Raw genomic sequence first — 15,113 nt, 5'->3', positions numbered from 1 at the left:
ACTCTTGAAGCGAGTGACCGTTAACATGCACAATACATTCAAATATTTCACCCTCACACAATGGGACGGGAGCCGATGCAGCCTCCGATAAGAACCCGCACCCTGGCCGTGGCGGTAGCCGCGGCCGTGGTGCTCGCTTCGCTCACCGCCGCCGAAGCTGATTCAAGCATCGTGATCGCTGCCGACATGATCCATTAGGCAGGGGCAGTCCTAGATGGGTTGGATTGTCATACCCCTTCTTTGGTCTTGTACGCACGGGTACGCAGCTTCGTTACACCTTCCGGGTGTATCCGACAGTGCCGCAACGCCTTCGGGCGGCGCGGTTGTTCGGGTGCTGCCGGGTGGTGTTCAACGATGCGGTGGCGGCCCGCCGCCGTGCCCATGCCGAGGGCCTGCCGTATCCGAGTAGCGCCGAGTTGAGCCGGAAACTCATCACGGAGGCGAAGCGGACCGAGGAGCGGGCATGGCTCGGTGAGGTGTCGTCGGTGCCGCTGCAGCAAGCGCTGCGTGACGCGGATGCGGCGTATGCGAACTTCTTCGCTTCGATCAAGGGGAAACGCAAGGGCCGCCGGATGGGATTGCCGCGGTTCAAGAAGCGGTCGTATCGCCAGGCTGCGCGGTTCACCCGCAATGCCGGGTTCAAGTTGCTCGATGACGGGCGGTTGCGTCTGCCGAAGCTCGGAACACGCGGTCCCGGTCGCCATTCCCGGGAGTTCGCCTTCGTGCTTGTAATCTGGTGTTCGTGGGTGCAATTCGCTATCATGAGGTCATGACCAAGGCCGTGCAGATCCGCGACATCCCCGATGAATCACTCGATGTGATGCGCGTGCGGGCGGCCGCCGAAGGCATGAGCCTCCAGGCCTACCTACGGCGGATGGTGATAGAAGCGGCGGCGAGTCCCACAGTCGCCGAGGTGCTGGCGCGCGCGGCTCGGCGTTCGGCCGGCGTGTCGATGGCGGAGATCGTGGCCGCCACCCGCGAGGGCCGCGATCTGTGAACGAACTGGTCGTCGACAACTCGATCATCGTCTACGCACTCCTCGAAGGCAAAGGCAACGAACTGCTCCGGCGCCGACTTTCCTCACCACGGACGCTTCATGCGCCGCAGCTCATCGACTACGAGTTCGGAAACGTCATCCGTGGACTCCTTCTCGGAGGGAGGATCACCGAAGCAGTTGCCGACGGGGCGCGGACGGATTTCGCCGACCTGCCGATCCAGCGCTATCCCGGCTCGGTCACGGTCGATCGATCATGGGCACTGCGACACAACTTCAACGCCTATGACGCCGCATACATCGCGCTCGCCGAACTGCTCAGCGCGCCGCTGCTTACGGGCGACGCGAAGCTGCTGGGCGCGCACCACGCCGCCGTCGAGGTCATTCCAGGGTAAGGCGACGGGTTCGGGGTCGAGGATGCGGTCGCCTTCGCGGTCGCCGTGGATCTCGTAATGGAGCGGAGCCGCCTCGATGCTCGGTTCGCGTCTGCGCAGGCTGAAGGGGACCGCCACCACCGCGACCCAGAGGACTCCCGCGCCCAGCATGTGCAGGCCGACCAGGAGCACCGGCAGATCCAGGTAGTACTGCGTGTAGCCGATGACCCCTTGCAGGAGCTCGACCACGAGCAGCGTGTACGCCGCGCGCTTCGCGAGGGCCGGGGCCTTCACCGCGTGCAGCGCCGCGATGAGGGCGACGGTCATGCCCAGCAGCAGCCACACCAGGTCCGCGTGGAACTGCGACATCAGCGCCGGGTCCAGGCCGTTGCGCGGCGTCTCGGCGTCGCCCGCGTGCGGGCCCGAACCGGTGACCACCACGCCGAGCACGATCACGGCGAACGCGACGCCCACCAGGCCGCGAGCGAGCAGCCGCACCGGGTGCGGGACCAGAGGCACGACTTCGCCGTCCGGTTCGCCCGAGCGCACGTACAGCGCCACCGAGAGCGCAACCAGCGGGATCGAGGCCAGGAAGTGCAGGCCGACGACCCACGGGTTCAAGCCCGTCCAGACCGTGATGCCGCCGATGATCGCCTGAACCGGCACATACAGGCACGCGCCGAACGCCAGCTTCACCAGCGACGACCGCCGCGGGATCCGCCGCCACGCCGCTACCAGGGCACCGATCGCGATCGCGACGAGCACCCAGGTCAGGACCCGGTTCCCGAACTCGATCGCCCCGTATATCCCCATCTCAGGGGTCGCCACCAGCGAGTCGGTGGTGCACTTCGGCCACTCGGGGCAGCCCAGGCCGGACTCGGTCAGCCGCACCGCGCCGCCGGTCACGATGATGCCGACGTTCGCGATGACGCTCGCGAGCGCCCACCGGCGCACCGCGCCAGGTCTGCCAAACCACCGCTGCAACAGGTTCACGCCGCGAATTTATCCCTGCCGCCGGTCAGGGCTTCGGGCCGGGCCTCGCGATGTGGGCTGGAGCGTCGCCTGAGGAAGGTGAGGTTAGGCAAACCTGCGTGCCCCGTCTCACCGAAGGCCGTCTCGACGTGCCGCGCCGAATTAAGTAAGCTTTGTGTTGTGGAAATGGTGACGAGGGCGACCAGTCACTCGACCGACGGGGACACCCGCCGCCGAGTGACCCGGTTGCTGCTCGAACGCGGTCACGCCACGGCCGCCGACCTCGCGCAAGACCTCGGCATCACCGCCACCGCCACCCGCCGCCATCTGGACGCGATGGAGGCCGAAGGCCAGGTCGAGACCCGCGTGGTCAAGACCTCCGGACGCGGAAGGCCCGCCAAGAGCTACCAGCTCACGCCCGCCGCCCGCACCAACTTCGGCCACACCTACGACGACCTCGCGATGGAGGCGCTGCGCTGGATCCGCCGCTTCGAAGGCGAGGACGCCATAGGCGGCTTCGCCGCCGAGCAGGTCGCGCGACTGGAGGCCCGCTGCCGGGCCGCCATGGACGCGGTCGACTCGGACGACTCGATGGCCCGCGCGCAGGCGCTGGCGACCGCCATGTCAGGCGAGGGCTACGCCGCCACGGCGTCGGTCATCGCCTCGGGCGGGCAGATCTGCCAGCATCACTGCCCGGTGGCGGGCGTGGCCGCGGAGTTCCCGCAGCTGTGCGAGGCGGAGACGCGGGTGATCAGCCGCCTGCTGGGCGTTCACGTCCAGCGACTGGCGACGATCGCCAACGGGGACGGGGTGTGCACCACCCACGTGCCCGGCACGAACCGGGGCCTTCGGGCCGCGGGCGCCGACGGCCCGGTGCCATTGCCCGACCCCGAACGCGCAGACCGATAACCCGACAGGTCAAAGGTGAGACTTGAGATGACCGACACGCAGAAGCCCGAGCCGCTGAGCCAAGAAGAGGCCCTCGCCTCCCTCGAGCGGTACGAGTACGGCTGGGCCGACTCCGACGCCGCCGGCGCGAACGCGCGCCGCGGTCTGACCGAAGAGGTCGTCCGCGACATCTCCGCGCGCAAGAACGAACCCGAGTGGATGCTCGACCTGCGTCTGAAGGGCCTCAAACTCTTCGGCCGCAAGCCCATGCCCAACTGGGGCGCCGACCTGTCCGGCATCGACTTCGACAACATCAAGTACTACGTCGAGGCCTCCGAGCGCCAGGCCGAGTCCTGGGAGGACCTGCCCGAGGACATCAAGAAGACCTACGACAAGCTGGGCATCCCCGAGGCCGAGCGCCAGCAGCTCGTCTCCGGCGTCGCCGCCCAGTACGAGTCCACGGTGCTCTACCACTCCATCCGCGAGGACCTGGAGCAGCAGGGCGTCGTCTTCATGGACACCGACACGGGCCTGCGCGAGCACCCGGAGATCTTCAAGGAGTACTTCGGCTCCGTGATCCCGGTGGGCGACAACAAGTTCGCCGCGCTCAACACCGCCACCTGGTCGGGCGGCTCGTTCATCTACGTGCCCAAGGGCGTCCACGTCGACATCCCGCTCCAGGCCTACTTCAGGATCAACACCGAGAACATGGGCCAGTTCGAGCGCACGCTCATCATCGCCGACGAAGGCTCGTTCGTGCACTACATCGAGGGCTGCACCGCCCCGGTGTACTCCTCGGACTCGCTGCACTCCGCGGTCGTCGAGATCATCGTCAAGAAGGACGCCCGCGTCCGCTACACGACCATCCAGAACTGGTCGTCCAACGTCTACAACCTGGTCACCAAGCGCGCGATCGCCGAGCAGGGCGCGACCATGGAATGGGTCGACGGCAACCTCGGCTCCAAGGTCACCATGAAGTACCCGGCCGTGGTCATGGTCGGCGAGCACGCCAAGGGCGAAGTCCTGTCCGTCGCCATGGCCGGCGAGGGCCAGCACCAGGACACCGGCGCGAAGATGACGCACGCCGCGCCGCACACCTCCTCGACGATCGTCTCCAAGTCGATCTCGCGCGGCGGCGGCCGCACCTCGTACCGCGGCCTGGTCAAGGTCGACGAGGGCTCGCACCACTCGAAGTCCACGGTCAAGTGCGACGCGCTGCTGGTCGACACCATCTCGCGCTCCGACACGTACCCGTACGTCGACATCCGCGAGGACGACGTCGACATGGGCCACGAGGCGACGGTCTCCAAGATCGGCGAGGACCAGATGTTCTACCTCATGAGCCGGGGCCTCACCGAGGACGAGGCGGCGGCGATGATCGTGCGCGGCTTCATCGAGCCCATCGCCAAGGAACTCCCGATGGAGTACGCCCTCGAGCTCAACCGCTTGATCGAGCTGCAAATGGAAGGCGCGGTCGGTTAAGCGACCCGGCCAGGACGAGGAAACCAGAGATTTCATGAGCATCGAATTGGCAGTCGCCAAGCCGCACACCCACGGTGTAGGCGAGACGCCCCCCAAGACCAAGTCGCAGCTGCTGCGCTCCTACGAGCCCGCGGACTTCCCGGCCCTCACCGGCCGGGAGGAGGACTGGCGCTTCACGCCCATCAAGCGCCTCGCCGGTCTCGACAGCCTCGAGACCGCCCCGGCGGCCAAGGCCGCCGAGTACGCGATCCGCAGCCTGCCCGAAGGGGTCAGCGCCGAGGCCGTCGGCAAGGACGACGAGCGCCTGGGCTCCATCCTCAAGCCCTTCGACCGGCCCAGCGCCATCGCATGGGCGAAGAGCGAGAAGGCCCTGCTCGTCGCGATCGCGCCCGAAGCGCAGGTCACCGAACCGGTCTGGATCGACGTGACCGGCGGCGGCCTCGACGGCGCCACCTGGGCCCACACCTTCATCGAGGTCGGCCACCACGCCGACGTCACCCTGATCGTGCGGCACACCGGGCTGGCCCGCCTCGGCGACAACGTGGAGATCTCGGTCGGCGACGGCGCGCACCTGCGCCTGGTCGTCGTGGCCGAATGGGACCGCGAGTCCACCCACGTCGAGCACCAGAAGGCCCGCCTCGGCCGGGACGCCAAGCTCGACCACATCGCCGTCACGCTCGGCGGCGACCTGGTCCGCCAGTACCTGTCGGTCGACTACGCCGCCCAGGGCGGGTCCGTCGACGCCTTCGGCCTCTACTTCGCCGACGCCGGCCAGCACCTGGAGCAGCGCCAGCTCGTGGACCACGCGGTCCCCGACTGCCGCTCCAACGTGAACTACCGCGGCGCCCTCCAAGGCGACGGCGCGCACACCGTGTGGATCGGCGACGTCCTCATCCAGGACAAGGCCACCGGCACCGACACGTACGAGATCAACCGCAACCTCGTGCTGTCCGACGGCGCCCGCGCCGACTCGGTGCCGAACCTCGAGATCGAGACCGGTGAGATCGTCGGCGCCGGTCACGCCTCGACCACCGGCCGCTTCGACGAGGAGCACCTGTTCTACCTCCAGTCGAGGGGCATCCCCGAAGCGGAGGCCCGCCGCCTGGTCGTCAAGGGCTTCTTCAACGAGATCGTCCAGAAGATCCCCGACGAGGGCCTGCGCGAGGAGCTCACCGAGCTCGTCGTCGCCCGCCTGGACGCAGGTGAGTTTCTCGCCCCGGCCGACATCGAAGCCGGTGCGTAGATGACCGACGACTTCCTGCGCGTATGCGCCCTCGAGGAACTGCCGGAGGGCGAGGCCATCGCCGCCGACATCCACGGCACGTCGATCGTGCTCGTGCGCAAAGGCGACGAGGCCTTCGCCCTCTACGACGAGTGCTCCCACGCTGCCGTGGCGCTCTCCGAGGGCGACGTCGAGGACTGCTCGATCGAATGCTGGCTGCACGGGTCGACCTTCGACCTGCGCACCGGCAAGCCGTCCGGGCCGCCCGCCACGACCGCGGTCCCGACCTATCCGATCGAGATCCGCGACGGCGACGTCTATCTCAGCCTGAAACCCAAGACCACCGAAAACGCCACTGAGCCCACGTTCGGCTCGCAAGCATCGCCGAAGGAACTGTCATGAGCAAGCTCGAGATCCGCGACCTGCACGTCTCGGTCAACACCGACGAGGGCGCCAAGCCGATCCTGCACGGCGTCGACCTGACCATCAGCTCCGGCGAGACCCACGCCATCATGGGCCCCAACGGCTCCGGCAAGTCGACCCTGGCCTACTCGCTGGCCGGTCACCCGAAGTACGAGATCACCTCCGGCTCCGTCCTGCTCGACGGCGAGGACGTCCTCGAGATGACCGTCGACGAGCGCGCCCGCGCCGGCCTCTTCCTCGCCATGCAGTACCCGGTCGAGGTCCCCGGCGTCTCGGTCTCCAACTTCCTGCGCACCGCCAAGACCGCCGTCGACGGCGAGGCCCCCAAGATCCGCACCTGGATGAAGGACCTCAAAGGCGCCATGGCCGAGCTGAAGATGGACGAGGCGTTCATCAACCGCAACGTGAACGAGGGATTCTCCGGCGGCGAGAAGAAGCGCCATGAGATTCTGCAGATGGAGCTGCTCAAGCCCAAGATGGCCATCCTCGACGAGACCGACTCCGGCCTCGACGTCGACGCCCTCCGCATCGTCTCCGAGGGCATCAACCACGCCAAGGCCACGAGCAACCCGGGCGTCCTGCTCATCACGCACTACACGCGGATCCTGCGGTACGTGAAGCCCGACTTCGTCCACGTCTTCGTCGACGGCAAGATCGCCGAAGAGGGCGGGCCCGAACTCGCCGACAAGCTCGAAGCCGAAGGCTACGAGTCCTACGTCGGCGCGAAGGCCGCCTAGCCAACAGGAAGAAGGAGCCCGTGGAGGCTGCCAGCAAGCTCGACGTCGAGGCCATCCGGGCCGACTTCCCGATCCTGCAGCGCAGGATCGGGGACAAGCCCCTGGCCTACCTCGACTCGGCCGCGACCTCGCAGAAACCCGTCCAGGTCGTCGAGGCCATGCGCCGCTTCACCGACTACTCGAACGCCAACATCTCGCGTTCGGTCCACACGCTCGGCGCCGAGGCCACCGAGGCCTACGAGGGCGCCCGCGCCAAGGTCGCGGCGTTCATCGGCGCGCCGAGCCCCGACGAGGTGGTGTTCACCAAGAACTCCACCGAGTCGATCAATCTGATGGCCTACGCCTTCCAGAACGCCGCCTTCGACGCCGCCGCCGACCCGCGCTTCAAGCTCGGCCCCGGCGACGAGGTCGTGGTGACCGAGATGGAGCACCACGCCAACCTCATCCCCTGGCAGCAGCTCTGCCGGCGGACCGGCGCGACGCTCAAGTGGATCGGCATCACCGACGCCGGCCGCCTGGACGTCGACACCGTCGACGAGGTCATCACCGAGCGCTGCAAGGTCGTCTCCTTCGTCCACGTCGCCAACCTGCTCGGCACGGTCAACCCGACCTCGCAGATCACGCGGCGCGCACGTGAGGTCGGCGCCCTTGTCGGGCTCGACGCCTCCCAGTCCGTCCCCCACATTCCGGTGGACGTGACCGAACTCGGCGTCGACTTCATCGCCTTCACCGGTCACAAGATGCTCGGCCCGACCGGCATCGGCGTCCTCTGGGCGAAAGCGGACCTGCTCGCCGCCATGCCCCCGTTCCTCACGGGCGGCTCGATGATCAAGACCGTCACGATGGAGCACACCACCTTCGCCGACGCGCCCGCCAAGTTCGAGGCGGGCACGCCGCCGATCGCCGAGGCCGTGGGCCTCGCCGCCGCCGTCGACTACCTCGACAAGCTCGGCATGGCGAACGTGCGCGCCCACGAGAAGGAGTTCGCCGGGTACATGCTCGACAGGCTCGAGACCGTGGACGGCCTCCAGATCATCGGCCCGCGGGTCCCGATCGGGCGCAGCGCCACCGTCTCCTTCACCATCGACGGGGTCCACCCGCACGACGTCGGGCAGATCCTCGACGCCGAGGGCATCGCAGTCCGGGTCGGCCACCACTGCGCCAAACCGACCTGCGCCCGCTTCGGCGTCAACGCCACCACGCGCGCCTCCGGGTACCTCTACAACACCCATGAGGAAATAGACCGGCTCGTGGAGGCGTTGGGCCAGGTGCGAAAGGTGTTCGGCTGATGAATCTCGACGAGCTCTACCAGGAAGTGATCCTGGACCACTACAAGCGCCCGCGCGGCGCGGGCCTGCGCGAACCCTACGAGGGCGAGTCGCACCAGGTCAACCCGACCTGCGGCGACGAGATCACCCTCCGGGTCCACGTGGAGGGCGACACGATCGCCGACGTCTCCTACGACAACGTCGGCTGCTCGATCTCCAAGGCCTCGGCGTCCGTGATGTACGAGTTGATCAACGGCGCCAAGGTGGACGACGCGCTGGCGAAGCTGGCCGAGTTCACCGAGCTGATGAACTCCAAGGGCCAGTCCGAGGGCGACGAGGAGTCCCTCGAGGACGCCGTCGCGTTCGCGGGCGTCTCGAAGTACCCGATGCGCGTCAAATGCGCGCTGCTGGGCTGGAAGGCGTTCCAGGACGCGCTAGTACGAGCTGAAGCCTCGATCCCCGGAAGGACCGACGCATGACCGACACCGTGAAGGCCAAAGAGGACGACATCCTCGAGGCCATGAAAGACGTGGTCGACCCCGAGCTGGGCATCAACGTGGTCGACCTCGGCCTCATCTACGGCGTGCACGTGGACGAGCAGAACGTGGTGACCCTCGACATGACCCTGACCTCGGCGGCCTGCCCGCTGACGGACGTCATCGAGGACCAGTCCCGCTCCGCCCTGTGCAGCGGCCCGGAAGGCGGCCTCGCCGCCGACCTCAAGATCAACTGGGTGTGGATCCCGCCGTGGGGCCCGGACAAGATCACCGACGACGGCCGCGACCAGCTGCGGGCGCTCGGGTTCAACGTCTGACGACGTCCAGATGGTGAGAATTCGCCCCGCCTCAGGCGGTGGCAAGATCGTCGAGGTCGAACCCGAACGGCTTCCCAGGTGGGTCGCGAACTTCGCCACGCGCAATGGCGGCATCGCGAGCCACCACGCCGAGGGCGACGCCTGGACGATCGAATCGAACGAGGGAACGTCGGCCAGTGTCGTATGGGCACTGGCCGACGGCCTGCCCGCGGGCTGGCTCCTCGATGACGACCCGCTCAAAGCCGCCGAGCACCTGCGCGACTACGCCCTCGAGCCCCGCCGCATCGCAGTCCTCTTGGCCCGCAAGGGCGCGTACTCGGTCGGCATCGTCGTCGACGGCCGCGTCACGGCCTCCAAGACCGACACCGCCTACGTCCAGGGCAAGACCAAGGCGGGCGGCCAGTCGCAGCAGCGCTTCGCGCGCAGGCGCGAAGGCCAGGCCCATGCCGCCGAGAAGCGCGCCCGGGACGCGGTCTTCGCCGTCCTCGGCAACGCCGATTTCGACGCCCTCGTCACCGGCGGCCCGGTCGAAGGCGTCCTCGAAGACCCGCGACTCGCGAACCTGCAACCCACGAAGCACTTCGGCGACATCGCCGAACCCAAGCAGGCACTGCTCACCGAAACCGCCTACCGCGCCATCGGCTTCGCGATCCGCGTGGCGGACCTGCCGGTGCCGCTCCGCGGGCTCGAATAGGGCGGCGCCGCCTTCGTCGATCCCGACATCCAAGAGGCTCTACGGGGACACCGACGGTCCGTATCGATGAGCCCTTCGGTCGCCGGGAGAACGAGATCAAGCCGACGCGAGGTCGACGAGGCGCTCGGCGTGCAGGCGTGTCGAGTCGAAGACCGGGACCGGGCTGTCGGATTCGTCCACGAGCAGCGTGATCTCGGTGCAGCCGTATATGATCCCTTCGCAGCCCTGCTCCACGAGGTCGATCATGATCCGCCTGTAGGCCGCTCTCGAGTCGTCCTTCACCACGCCCAGGGTCAGTTCGCCGTAGATGATCTCGTGGACCGTCTCGCGGCCTTCGGCGGGCGGCACGATGACCGTGATGCCGTGCCGGGCCATTCGCTCGGCGTAGAAGGCCATCTCCATGGTGAAGCGGGTGGCGAGCAGCCCGACCCGCTCGATCCCGGCCGCCGCGATGCGCTCGGCGGTCGCGTCGACCAAGTGGACGAACGGCACCCGCACCGCCGCTTCGATGCGGTCGGCGACGAGGTGCATCGTGTTGGTGCACAGGGCGATCATGTCGGCGCCGCCGCGTTCGAGGACGATCGCGGCCTCGGCCAGGACCTTCCCCGCGCCGTCCCAGTCGCCGGCGCGCTGCATCGCCTCGATCTCCGCGAAGTCCACCGTGACCATGAGGCTGCGGGCGTTGTGCTGACCGCCCAGGCGGGTCCGGACGTCCTCGTTGATCAGGCGGTAGTACTCCGCCGAGGACTCCCAGGACATCCCGCCGATGAGGCCGATGGTGCGCATCCGCTCATTCTCCACTGCGAGGCCCGACCGCGCCAGTGAGAATCACCGCGCTCTTGTGGGGCCGAGAGCCCAGGCGACGCCGCGGGAGGGCACCGCTGTCGCGGTGCCCTCCCTCGGCGTCGCGGTCAGGGGGCGAAGGTCAGTTCCGTCGACCAGTTGCCCTGGATCTGATCTTGGACCTTCATCTGGAGCAGCTGGATGCCCTCGAGGGTCCGCGCGTGCTTGAGGCCGCCCACGTCGATGGGGCGCAGGTCGGCGTCTCGGCAGATCGCCATGAGACGCCGCTTCGCATCGGCGTCGTCGCCGGCGATGAACACGTCGAGAGTCTCGGACGTGGCGAGTTTCGAGGCGAACGTGGTGTTGAAGGCCTTGAGGACCTTCGCGCCAGGTGCCGCTTCCGCGAGCTCTTCGGCGGCGGACTTCCCTTCGGGCGTGACGAGGCCGTCGAGCGCCTGGTCGACGGGGTTGCTCATGTCGATCACGATCTTGCCCGAGAGGTCCTCGGCCCAGGACTGAACCAGATCCTTGGCGGCCTCGTACGGCAGCGCGAGGATGATGATGGTCGCGCCGGCGGCGTTGTAGACCGATTCGCCGCTGGCGCTTTCCCCGAGCTCGGCCGCCAGGTCGGCGGCGCTGTCGGGGTCGCGGTCCGCGATGCGGACCTGGTAGTCGTTGCGGACCAGCCGCAACCCGATGCTCCGGGCCATGCGGCCCGCGCCGACGATCAGAATTTCCATGTCTCCTCCTTGGTTTCCGGTCGGACAGGTCGCTAGGGCAGGGTGTCGGCCCGGATCTCGTTGGCCGCGGTGTCGGGGTCCTCGGTCCGCGCTTCAGGGGCGCCTCGCAGGACGAGGTCGGGCAGGAACAGGGTCAGCACGATCGCGACGGCGGTGATGATGGCCGCGACGAGGAAGACGTCGTCCATGCCGTCGGTGAACGCCTGCTGCACGACCTGCCGCACCGGTTCCGGCAGGTCCTGGACGGCCGTGGGCGACTCGGTCAGCGCCGACAGGTCCGAGCCGCTGAACGCGGCGGCCTCTTCGGGCGAGAGCTGCGCGACGGCCGAGGGGAGGTTCGCGGTGAGCTCGTCGTCGAGCGTCGCGTTCATCACCGCGCCGAGCGCCGAGGTGCCGACGGCCCCGCCGAGGGTCCGCGCGAAGGTGTTCGTGCTGGTGGCGACCCCGAGGTCCGCCATCGACACGATGTTCTGCATCGCGAGCACCAAGGGCTGCATGAACATGCCCATGCCGAGGCCGAGGACCAGCAGGTACACGGCGCTCGTCGCCAGCGGCGTGTCGACGTGCACCTGGGTGAACAGCGACAGCCCGACGGTCGACACGACCGCACCTCCCACCAGGAACCACTTGTACCGCCCGGCCTTGGAGATCACGAAGCCCGAGAGGATCGAGGTCACCACCATGCCGCCCATCATCGGCAGCATGAGCAGGCCCGATTTCGTCGGCGTGTAGCCGCGCACCATCTGGAAGAACAGCGGGATGTAGACGATCCCGGCGAACATGGCGATGCCGAAGACGAACGCGATCACCGAGGCGAGGCTGAACGTGCCCTGGCGGAACATCCGCAGCGGCAGGATCGGCTCCTCCGCGCGGGTCTCCACCACCAGGAACGCCGCGATCAGCACCGCCGCGGCGGCGAACAGGCCGAGGATCACCCCGGAGGTCCACGCGTAGTCCTGGCCGCCCCACGTGGTCGCCAGCAGCAGGCAGGTCACGGCCGGGACGAGGAACATCGCCCCGAGGTAGTCGATCTTGTGCCGCCGGGTCGGGATCGGGTGCTTGCGCAGCACCGTGTTGACCGCGACGAGAGCGACCAGGCCTGTGGGCAGGTTGATGTAGAAGATCCAGCGCCAGTCCACTTCGGCCAGCCAGCCGCCGAGCACCGGCCCGGCCACCGACGCCAGCGCGAACACCGCGCCGAACAGGCCCTGGTATTTGCCGCGGTCGCGCGGCGGCAGCACGTCGGAGACGATGGTGAACGCCAGCGTCATGAGCCCGCCGGCGCCCACGCCCTGCAGGCCGCGGAACAGCACCAGTTCGAGCATGTTCTGCGACAGGCCCGCCAGCGCCGAGGACACCAGGAAGATCGTGATGGCCAGCAGGATGATCGGCCGCCGCCCGTAGAGGTCGGAGAGCTTGCCGTACAGCGGCGTGGTGGCCGCCGTCGCGATGAGGTAGGCGGTGACGACCCATGTGTAGTCGTCCATGCCGTTGAGGTCGCCCACGATCGTGGGCAGGGCCGTGCCGACGATCGTCTGGTCGAGCGCGGCCAGCAGCATGGTGAGCATGAGCGCGCCGAAGAGGGTGAACAGTTCGCGGCCGCTCAGGCGCTGGCCGGTCCAGGCGTTGTCCTCGCTCATGCCGCTGAGCGTATGGCCCGCCTCCGCTCAGGCGGGCCGGAATGCCCTATTCGTGCCGCTCGACAGTGCCGCTGGTCAGCGCTTCCGGTCGACGGCCCAGGAACCGGCGGGGACGATCACGTTCCCGACCTGCTCTTCGTTGTCGGTGTGGTTGATGATGAACCGCCATTCGCCGCGGTCGACGACGTCGAGGCCGGGGCGGCCCGGGCCGCTGAGCTTCAGTTCTTCGAAGAGCCGGTCCCAGGCCTCGTCGACGAGCTTGCAGGAGACGTACCAGGCCTCGCCTTCGCCGAAGGGGTTGACGGTGACGGCGGGCTGGTTCTCGATGACGTCCCCGGTGGCGTACTGGGTGACGCATTGGGCGCCGCGCAGTTCGACGAGTTCGCAGAAGCGTTCGGCGGCCCCGAAGTTCCAGAGGGCGCGCAGTTCGCCTGCGGGCTGGGGGAGGTGCTCGGTGACGCGGATGCCGAAGAGGTCGGTCATGCCGCCGAGGTAGCCGTCGAGCCACACCTGGCAGTGCTCGTCGACGGCGCCGGTGAGGTAGGAGGCGACGAGGCGCCCGCCTCCGGCGGTGAACCAGCGGAGGTTCTCGGCCCCGGCCTGGCTGAGCACGTAGGTGGTCGGAGCGATCACGGTCTGGTACTTGGAGAGGTCGCCTTCGGGGGCGACGAAGTCGGCGATGACGCCCCTGTCGCGCAGGACGCGGTGGATCTGGGCGACGTTCTCGAGGTAGTCGACCGGTCCGGGCAGGTGCGCGCCGCCGTGGGTGGCCCACCATGAGTCGGGGCTCCAGAGGATCGCGACCTCGGTCTCGACGGGCGCTTCGACGGTGTGCGCGATGCCGGGGAGGGTGTTGCCGAACTCGGCGACCTCGCGGAACATGCGGGTGTTCTTGCCCGCGTGGGGGACCAGCGCGGAGTGCCACTGCTCGGCGCCGCCGCGTCCGGCGCGCCACTGGAAGAACATGGCGCCTTTGGAACCGCGGCTGATGTGGATCATCGAGTGGCGGGCCATGCGCCCCGGCGCCTTGGCGATCCGGCCGTCCTTGGAGTGCAGGGTTCCGGCGGCCTGCTCCATGAGGAGCCAGTCGCCGCCGCCGGCCCAGGAGCGGCAGAGGTCGGCGTGGAAGGCGCTCTGCTGCTCGGCCCGCTCGTCGGGCGCGGACGGGTAGGAGTCGAACGCCACGACGTCCACTTCAGAGGCCCACTTCCAGTGGTCGACCGGGACCCACTGCCCGAACACGAAGTTCGTGGTGATGGGGAGGTCCGGGTTCGCGGCGCGGAGGATATCGCGCTGCTCCTTGTAGTGCTCCAGCATCGCGTCGGAGGTGAAGCGCTTGAAGTCGAGCTCGTGCGCGGGATTCTGGAGGTACTGGGTGGCGCGCGGCGCGAGGATCTGGTCCCACTCGCTGTAGTGCTGGCTCCAGAAGGAGCCCCACCAGGCGTCGTTGAGGGCTTCAACGGTGCTGTACTTCGCCTGCAGCCAGAGGCGGAACGCCCGCTCGGCGTGCTCGGAGAAGGTGGCCGAGCCGTATTCGTTGTGCACGTGCCACATCGCGAGGGCCGGGTGGTCGGCGTAGCGCTCGGCGAGTTTCGCGGCGATGGCGCGGGAGGCCTCGCGGTAGGCGGGCGCGCAGACGTCGTAGGTGTCGCGCGAGCCGTGGACCTGGCGCACGCCGTCGGGGCGGGTGTTCAGCGCGTCGGGGTGGGCGAGGGTGAACCACGGCGGCGGCGAGGCCGTGGGGGTGGCGAGGTTGACGGCGATGCCACCGTCGTGGAGCTTCCCGAGGACGGTGTCGAGCCAGCCGAAGTCGTACTCGCCCTCGCGCGGTTCGAGCCTGGCCCAGGAGAAGACGCCGACGCTGACGAGGTTGACGCCCGCCTCGCGCATGAGCATCACGTCGTCGTCCCAGACCTCCTCGGGCCACTGCTCGGGGTTGTAGTCGCCGCCGTAGCTCAGGCCTTCGACGCCTTTGGGCCAATCCATGGGGTTCTCCTCGCGCGCATCGCACCGGCACGGCGGGGAGAGCCGTGCCGGGTCAATTAGTTGTCTGACAAAACTAACCGCATGTGGGTGGTTTCG

At 68.3% G+C, this 15,113-nt stretch carries 16 protein-coding genes and 1 pseudogene; 12 read left to right on the top strand and 5 right to left on the bottom strand.

The window, feature by feature from the left end:
• Window positions 1-224 precede the first annotated feature (224 nt).
• From JHY01_RS11040 to JHY01_RS28110, 3 genes and pseudogenes are all read left to right on the top strand, one after another.
• The gene (locus tag JHY01_RS11040; RefSeq protein ID WP_275889747.1) at window positions 225-773 is read left to right on the top strand and encodes a transposase; all 549 of its coding nucleotides are present in this window, start codon (window positions 225-227) and stop codon (window positions 771-773) included.
• Window positions 770-997, top strand: a complete 228-nt coding sequence (locus JHY01_RS11035; protein ID WP_205325685.1) for a hypothetical protein — start codon at window positions 770-772, stop codon at window positions 995-997. Before JHY01_RS11040 ends, JHY01_RS11035 begins: the two co-directional genes overlap by 4 nt.
• Window positions 994-1,287: pseudogene (locus JHY01_RS28110) on the top strand (type II toxin-antitoxin system VapC family toxin); the annotation flags it as partial. The gene JHY01_RS11035 and the pseudogene JHY01_RS28110, both read left to right, overlap by 4 nt.
• Here the strand turns inward: JHY01_RS28110 and JHY01_RS11030 are convergent.
• Window positions 1,249-2,361, bottom strand: a complete 1,113-nt coding sequence (locus JHY01_RS11030) for a heme A synthase (protein ID WP_205325684.1) — start codon at window positions 2,359-2,361, stop codon at window positions 1,249-1,251. The pseudogene JHY01_RS28110 and the gene JHY01_RS11030 sit on opposite strands and share 39 nt — an antisense overlap.
• 165 nt (window positions 2,362-2,526) lie before the next feature.
• Between JHY01_RS11030 and JHY01_RS11025 the strand changes: the two genes are divergently transcribed.
• Genes JHY01_RS11025 through JHY01_RS10985 form a run of 9 tightly spaced genes read left to right on the top strand, consistent with a single transcriptional unit; the run spans window position 2,527 to window position 9,868 of the window.
• Window positions 2,527-3,249, top strand: a complete 723-nt coding sequence (locus tag JHY01_RS11025; RefSeq protein WP_205325785.1) for a metalloregulator ArsR/SmtB family transcription factor — start codon at window positions 2,527-2,529, stop codon at window positions 3,247-3,249.
• A 27-nt stretch (window positions 3,250-3,276) separates the two neighbouring features.
• A complete protein-coding gene (gene sufB / locus JHY01_RS11020; RefSeq protein WP_205325683.1) occupies window positions 3,277-4,710 on the top strand; it encodes a Fe-S cluster assembly protein SufB in 1,434 nt (477 codons plus the stop codon).
• Between the two features lie 34 nt (window positions 4,711-4,744).
• Window positions 4,745-5,953: a Fe-S cluster assembly protein SufD gene (gene sufD, locus JHY01_RS11015; protein ID WP_205325682.1), complete on the top strand. Its 1,209-nt coding sequence runs from the start codon at window positions 4,745-4,747 to the stop codon at window positions 5,951-5,953.
• On the top strand, window positions 5,954-6,334 hold the full coding sequence (locus JHY01_RS11010; RefSeq protein ID WP_205325681.1) for a non-heme iron oxygenase ferredoxin subunit: 381 nt from the start codon (window positions 5,954-5,956) through the stop codon (window positions 6,332-6,334).
• Window positions 6,331-7,092 (top strand): Fe-S cluster assembly ATPase SufC, encoded by a 762-nt coding sequence (gene sufC / locus JHY01_RS11005; protein ID WP_205325680.1) that lies wholly within the window; start codon window positions 6,331-6,333, stop codon window positions 7,090-7,092. Before JHY01_RS11010 ends, sufC begins: the two co-directional genes overlap by 4 nt.
• A 20-nt stretch (window positions 7,093-7,112) precedes the next feature.
• A complete protein-coding gene (locus tag JHY01_RS11000) occupies window positions 7,113-8,381 on the top strand; it encodes a cysteine desulfurase (RefSeq protein WP_205325679.1) in 1,269 nt (422 codons plus the stop codon).
• Window positions 8,381-8,839: a Fe-S cluster assembly sulfur transfer protein SufU gene (gene sufU, locus JHY01_RS10995; RefSeq protein ID WP_205325678.1), complete on the top strand. Its 459-nt coding sequence runs from the start codon at window positions 8,381-8,383 to the stop codon at window positions 8,837-8,839. Before JHY01_RS11000 ends, sufU begins: the two co-directional genes overlap by 1 nt.
• The gene (locus tag JHY01_RS10990) at window positions 8,836-9,174 is read left to right on the top strand and encodes a metal-sulfur cluster assembly factor (protein ID WP_205325677.1); all 339 of its coding nucleotides are present in this window, start codon (window positions 8,836-8,838) and stop codon (window positions 9,172-9,174) included. Before sufU ends, JHY01_RS10990 begins: the two co-directional genes overlap by 4 nt.
• A gap of 10 nt (window positions 9,175-9,184) precedes the next feature.
• The gene (locus tag JHY01_RS10985) at window positions 9,185-9,868 is read left to right on the top strand and encodes an acVLRF1 family peptidyl-tRNA hydrolase (RefSeq protein ID WP_205325676.1); all 684 of its coding nucleotides are present in this window, start codon (window positions 9,185-9,187) and stop codon (window positions 9,866-9,868) included.
• 96 nt (window positions 9,869-9,964) lie between these two features.
• Here the strand turns inward: JHY01_RS10985 and JHY01_RS10980 are convergent, their stop codons facing one another.
• The 4 genes from JHY01_RS10980 to JHY01_RS10965 form a co-directional block, all read right to left on the bottom strand.
• Window positions 9,965-10,654, bottom strand: a complete 690-nt coding sequence (locus JHY01_RS10980) for an aspartate/glutamate racemase family protein (protein WP_205325675.1) — start codon at window positions 10,652-10,654, stop codon at window positions 9,965-9,967.
• A gap of 125 nt (window positions 10,655-10,779) precedes the next feature.
• Window positions 10,780-11,391 carry an NADPH-dependent F420 reductase gene (locus JHY01_RS10975; protein ID WP_205325674.1) on the bottom strand — a complete coding sequence of 204 codons (612 nt, stop codon included), beginning with the start codon at window positions 11,389-11,391 and terminating at the stop codon, window positions 10,780-10,782.
• A 32-nt stretch (window positions 11,392-11,423) separates the two neighbouring features.
• Window positions 11,424-13,031 carry an MDR family MFS transporter gene (locus JHY01_RS10970; protein ID WP_205325673.1) on the bottom strand — a complete coding sequence of 536 codons (1,608 nt, stop codon included), beginning with the start codon at window positions 13,029-13,031 and terminating at the stop codon, window positions 11,424-11,426.
• 75 nt (window positions 13,032-13,106) lie between these two features.
• Window positions 13,107-15,017 (bottom strand): beta-galactosidase, encoded by a 1,911-nt coding sequence (locus JHY01_RS10965; RefSeq protein ID WP_205325672.1) that lies wholly within the window; start codon window positions 15,015-15,017, stop codon window positions 13,107-13,109.
• Between the last annotated feature and the right edge of the window lie 96 nt (window positions 15,018-15,113).

The organism is Glycomyces sp. YM15 (assembly GCF_016918015.1).
In the GTDB taxonomy this organism is placed as follows: Bacteria; Actinomycetota; Actinomycetes; order Mycobacteriales; family Micromonosporaceae; genus Glycomyces.
This window is presented reverse-complemented; position numbering and strand designations above follow the sequence as displayed.

Coding starts and splice junctions, on each gene's coding strand:
- JHY01_RS10965 (WP_205325672.1), bottom strand. CDS start 15,017: ATGGATTGGCCCAAAGGCGTCGAAGGCCTGAGCTACGGCGGCGACTAC.
- sufC (WP_205325680.1), top strand. CDS start 6,331: ATGAGCAAGCTCGAGATCCGCGACCTGCACGTCTCGGTCAACACCGAC.
- sufU (WP_205325678.1), top strand. CDS start 8,381: ATGAATCTCGACGAGCTCTACCAGGAAGTGATCCTGGACCACTACAAG.
- JHY01_RS10990 (WP_205325677.1), top strand. CDS start 8,836: ATGACCGACACCGTGAAGGCCAAAGAGGACGACATCCTCGAGGCCATG.
- sufD (WP_205325682.1), top strand. CDS start 4,745: ATGAGCATCGAATTGGCAGTCGCCAAGCCGCACACCCACGGTGTAGGC.
- JHY01_RS10970 (WP_205325673.1), bottom strand. CDS start 13,031: ATGAGCGAGGACAACGCCTGGACCGGCCAGCGCCTGAGCGGCCGCGAA.
- JHY01_RS10985 (WP_205325676.1), top strand. CDS start 9,185: ATGGTGAGAATTCGCCCCGCCTCAGGCGGTGGCAAGATCGTCGAGGTC.
- JHY01_RS10980 (WP_205325675.1), bottom strand. CDS start 10,654: ATGCGCACCATCGGCCTCATCGGCGGGATGTCCTGGGAGTCCTCGGCG.
- sufB (WP_205325683.1), top strand. CDS start 3,277: ATGACCGACACGCAGAAGCCCGAGCCGCTGAGCCAAGAAGAGGCCCTC.
- JHY01_RS10975 (WP_205325674.1), bottom strand. CDS start 11,391: ATGGAAATTCTGATCGTCGGCGCGGGCCGCATGGCCCGGAGCATCGGG.
- JHY01_RS11025 (WP_205325785.1), top strand. CDS start 2,527: ATGGTGACGAGGGCGACCAGTCACTCGACCGACGGGGACACCCGCCGC.
- JHY01_RS11035 (WP_205325685.1), top strand. CDS start 770: ATGACCAAGGCCGTGCAGATCCGCGACATCCCCGATGAATCACTCGAT.
- JHY01_RS11010 (WP_205325681.1), top strand. CDS start 5,954: ATGACCGACGACTTCCTGCGCGTATGCGCCCTCGAGGAACTGCCGGAG.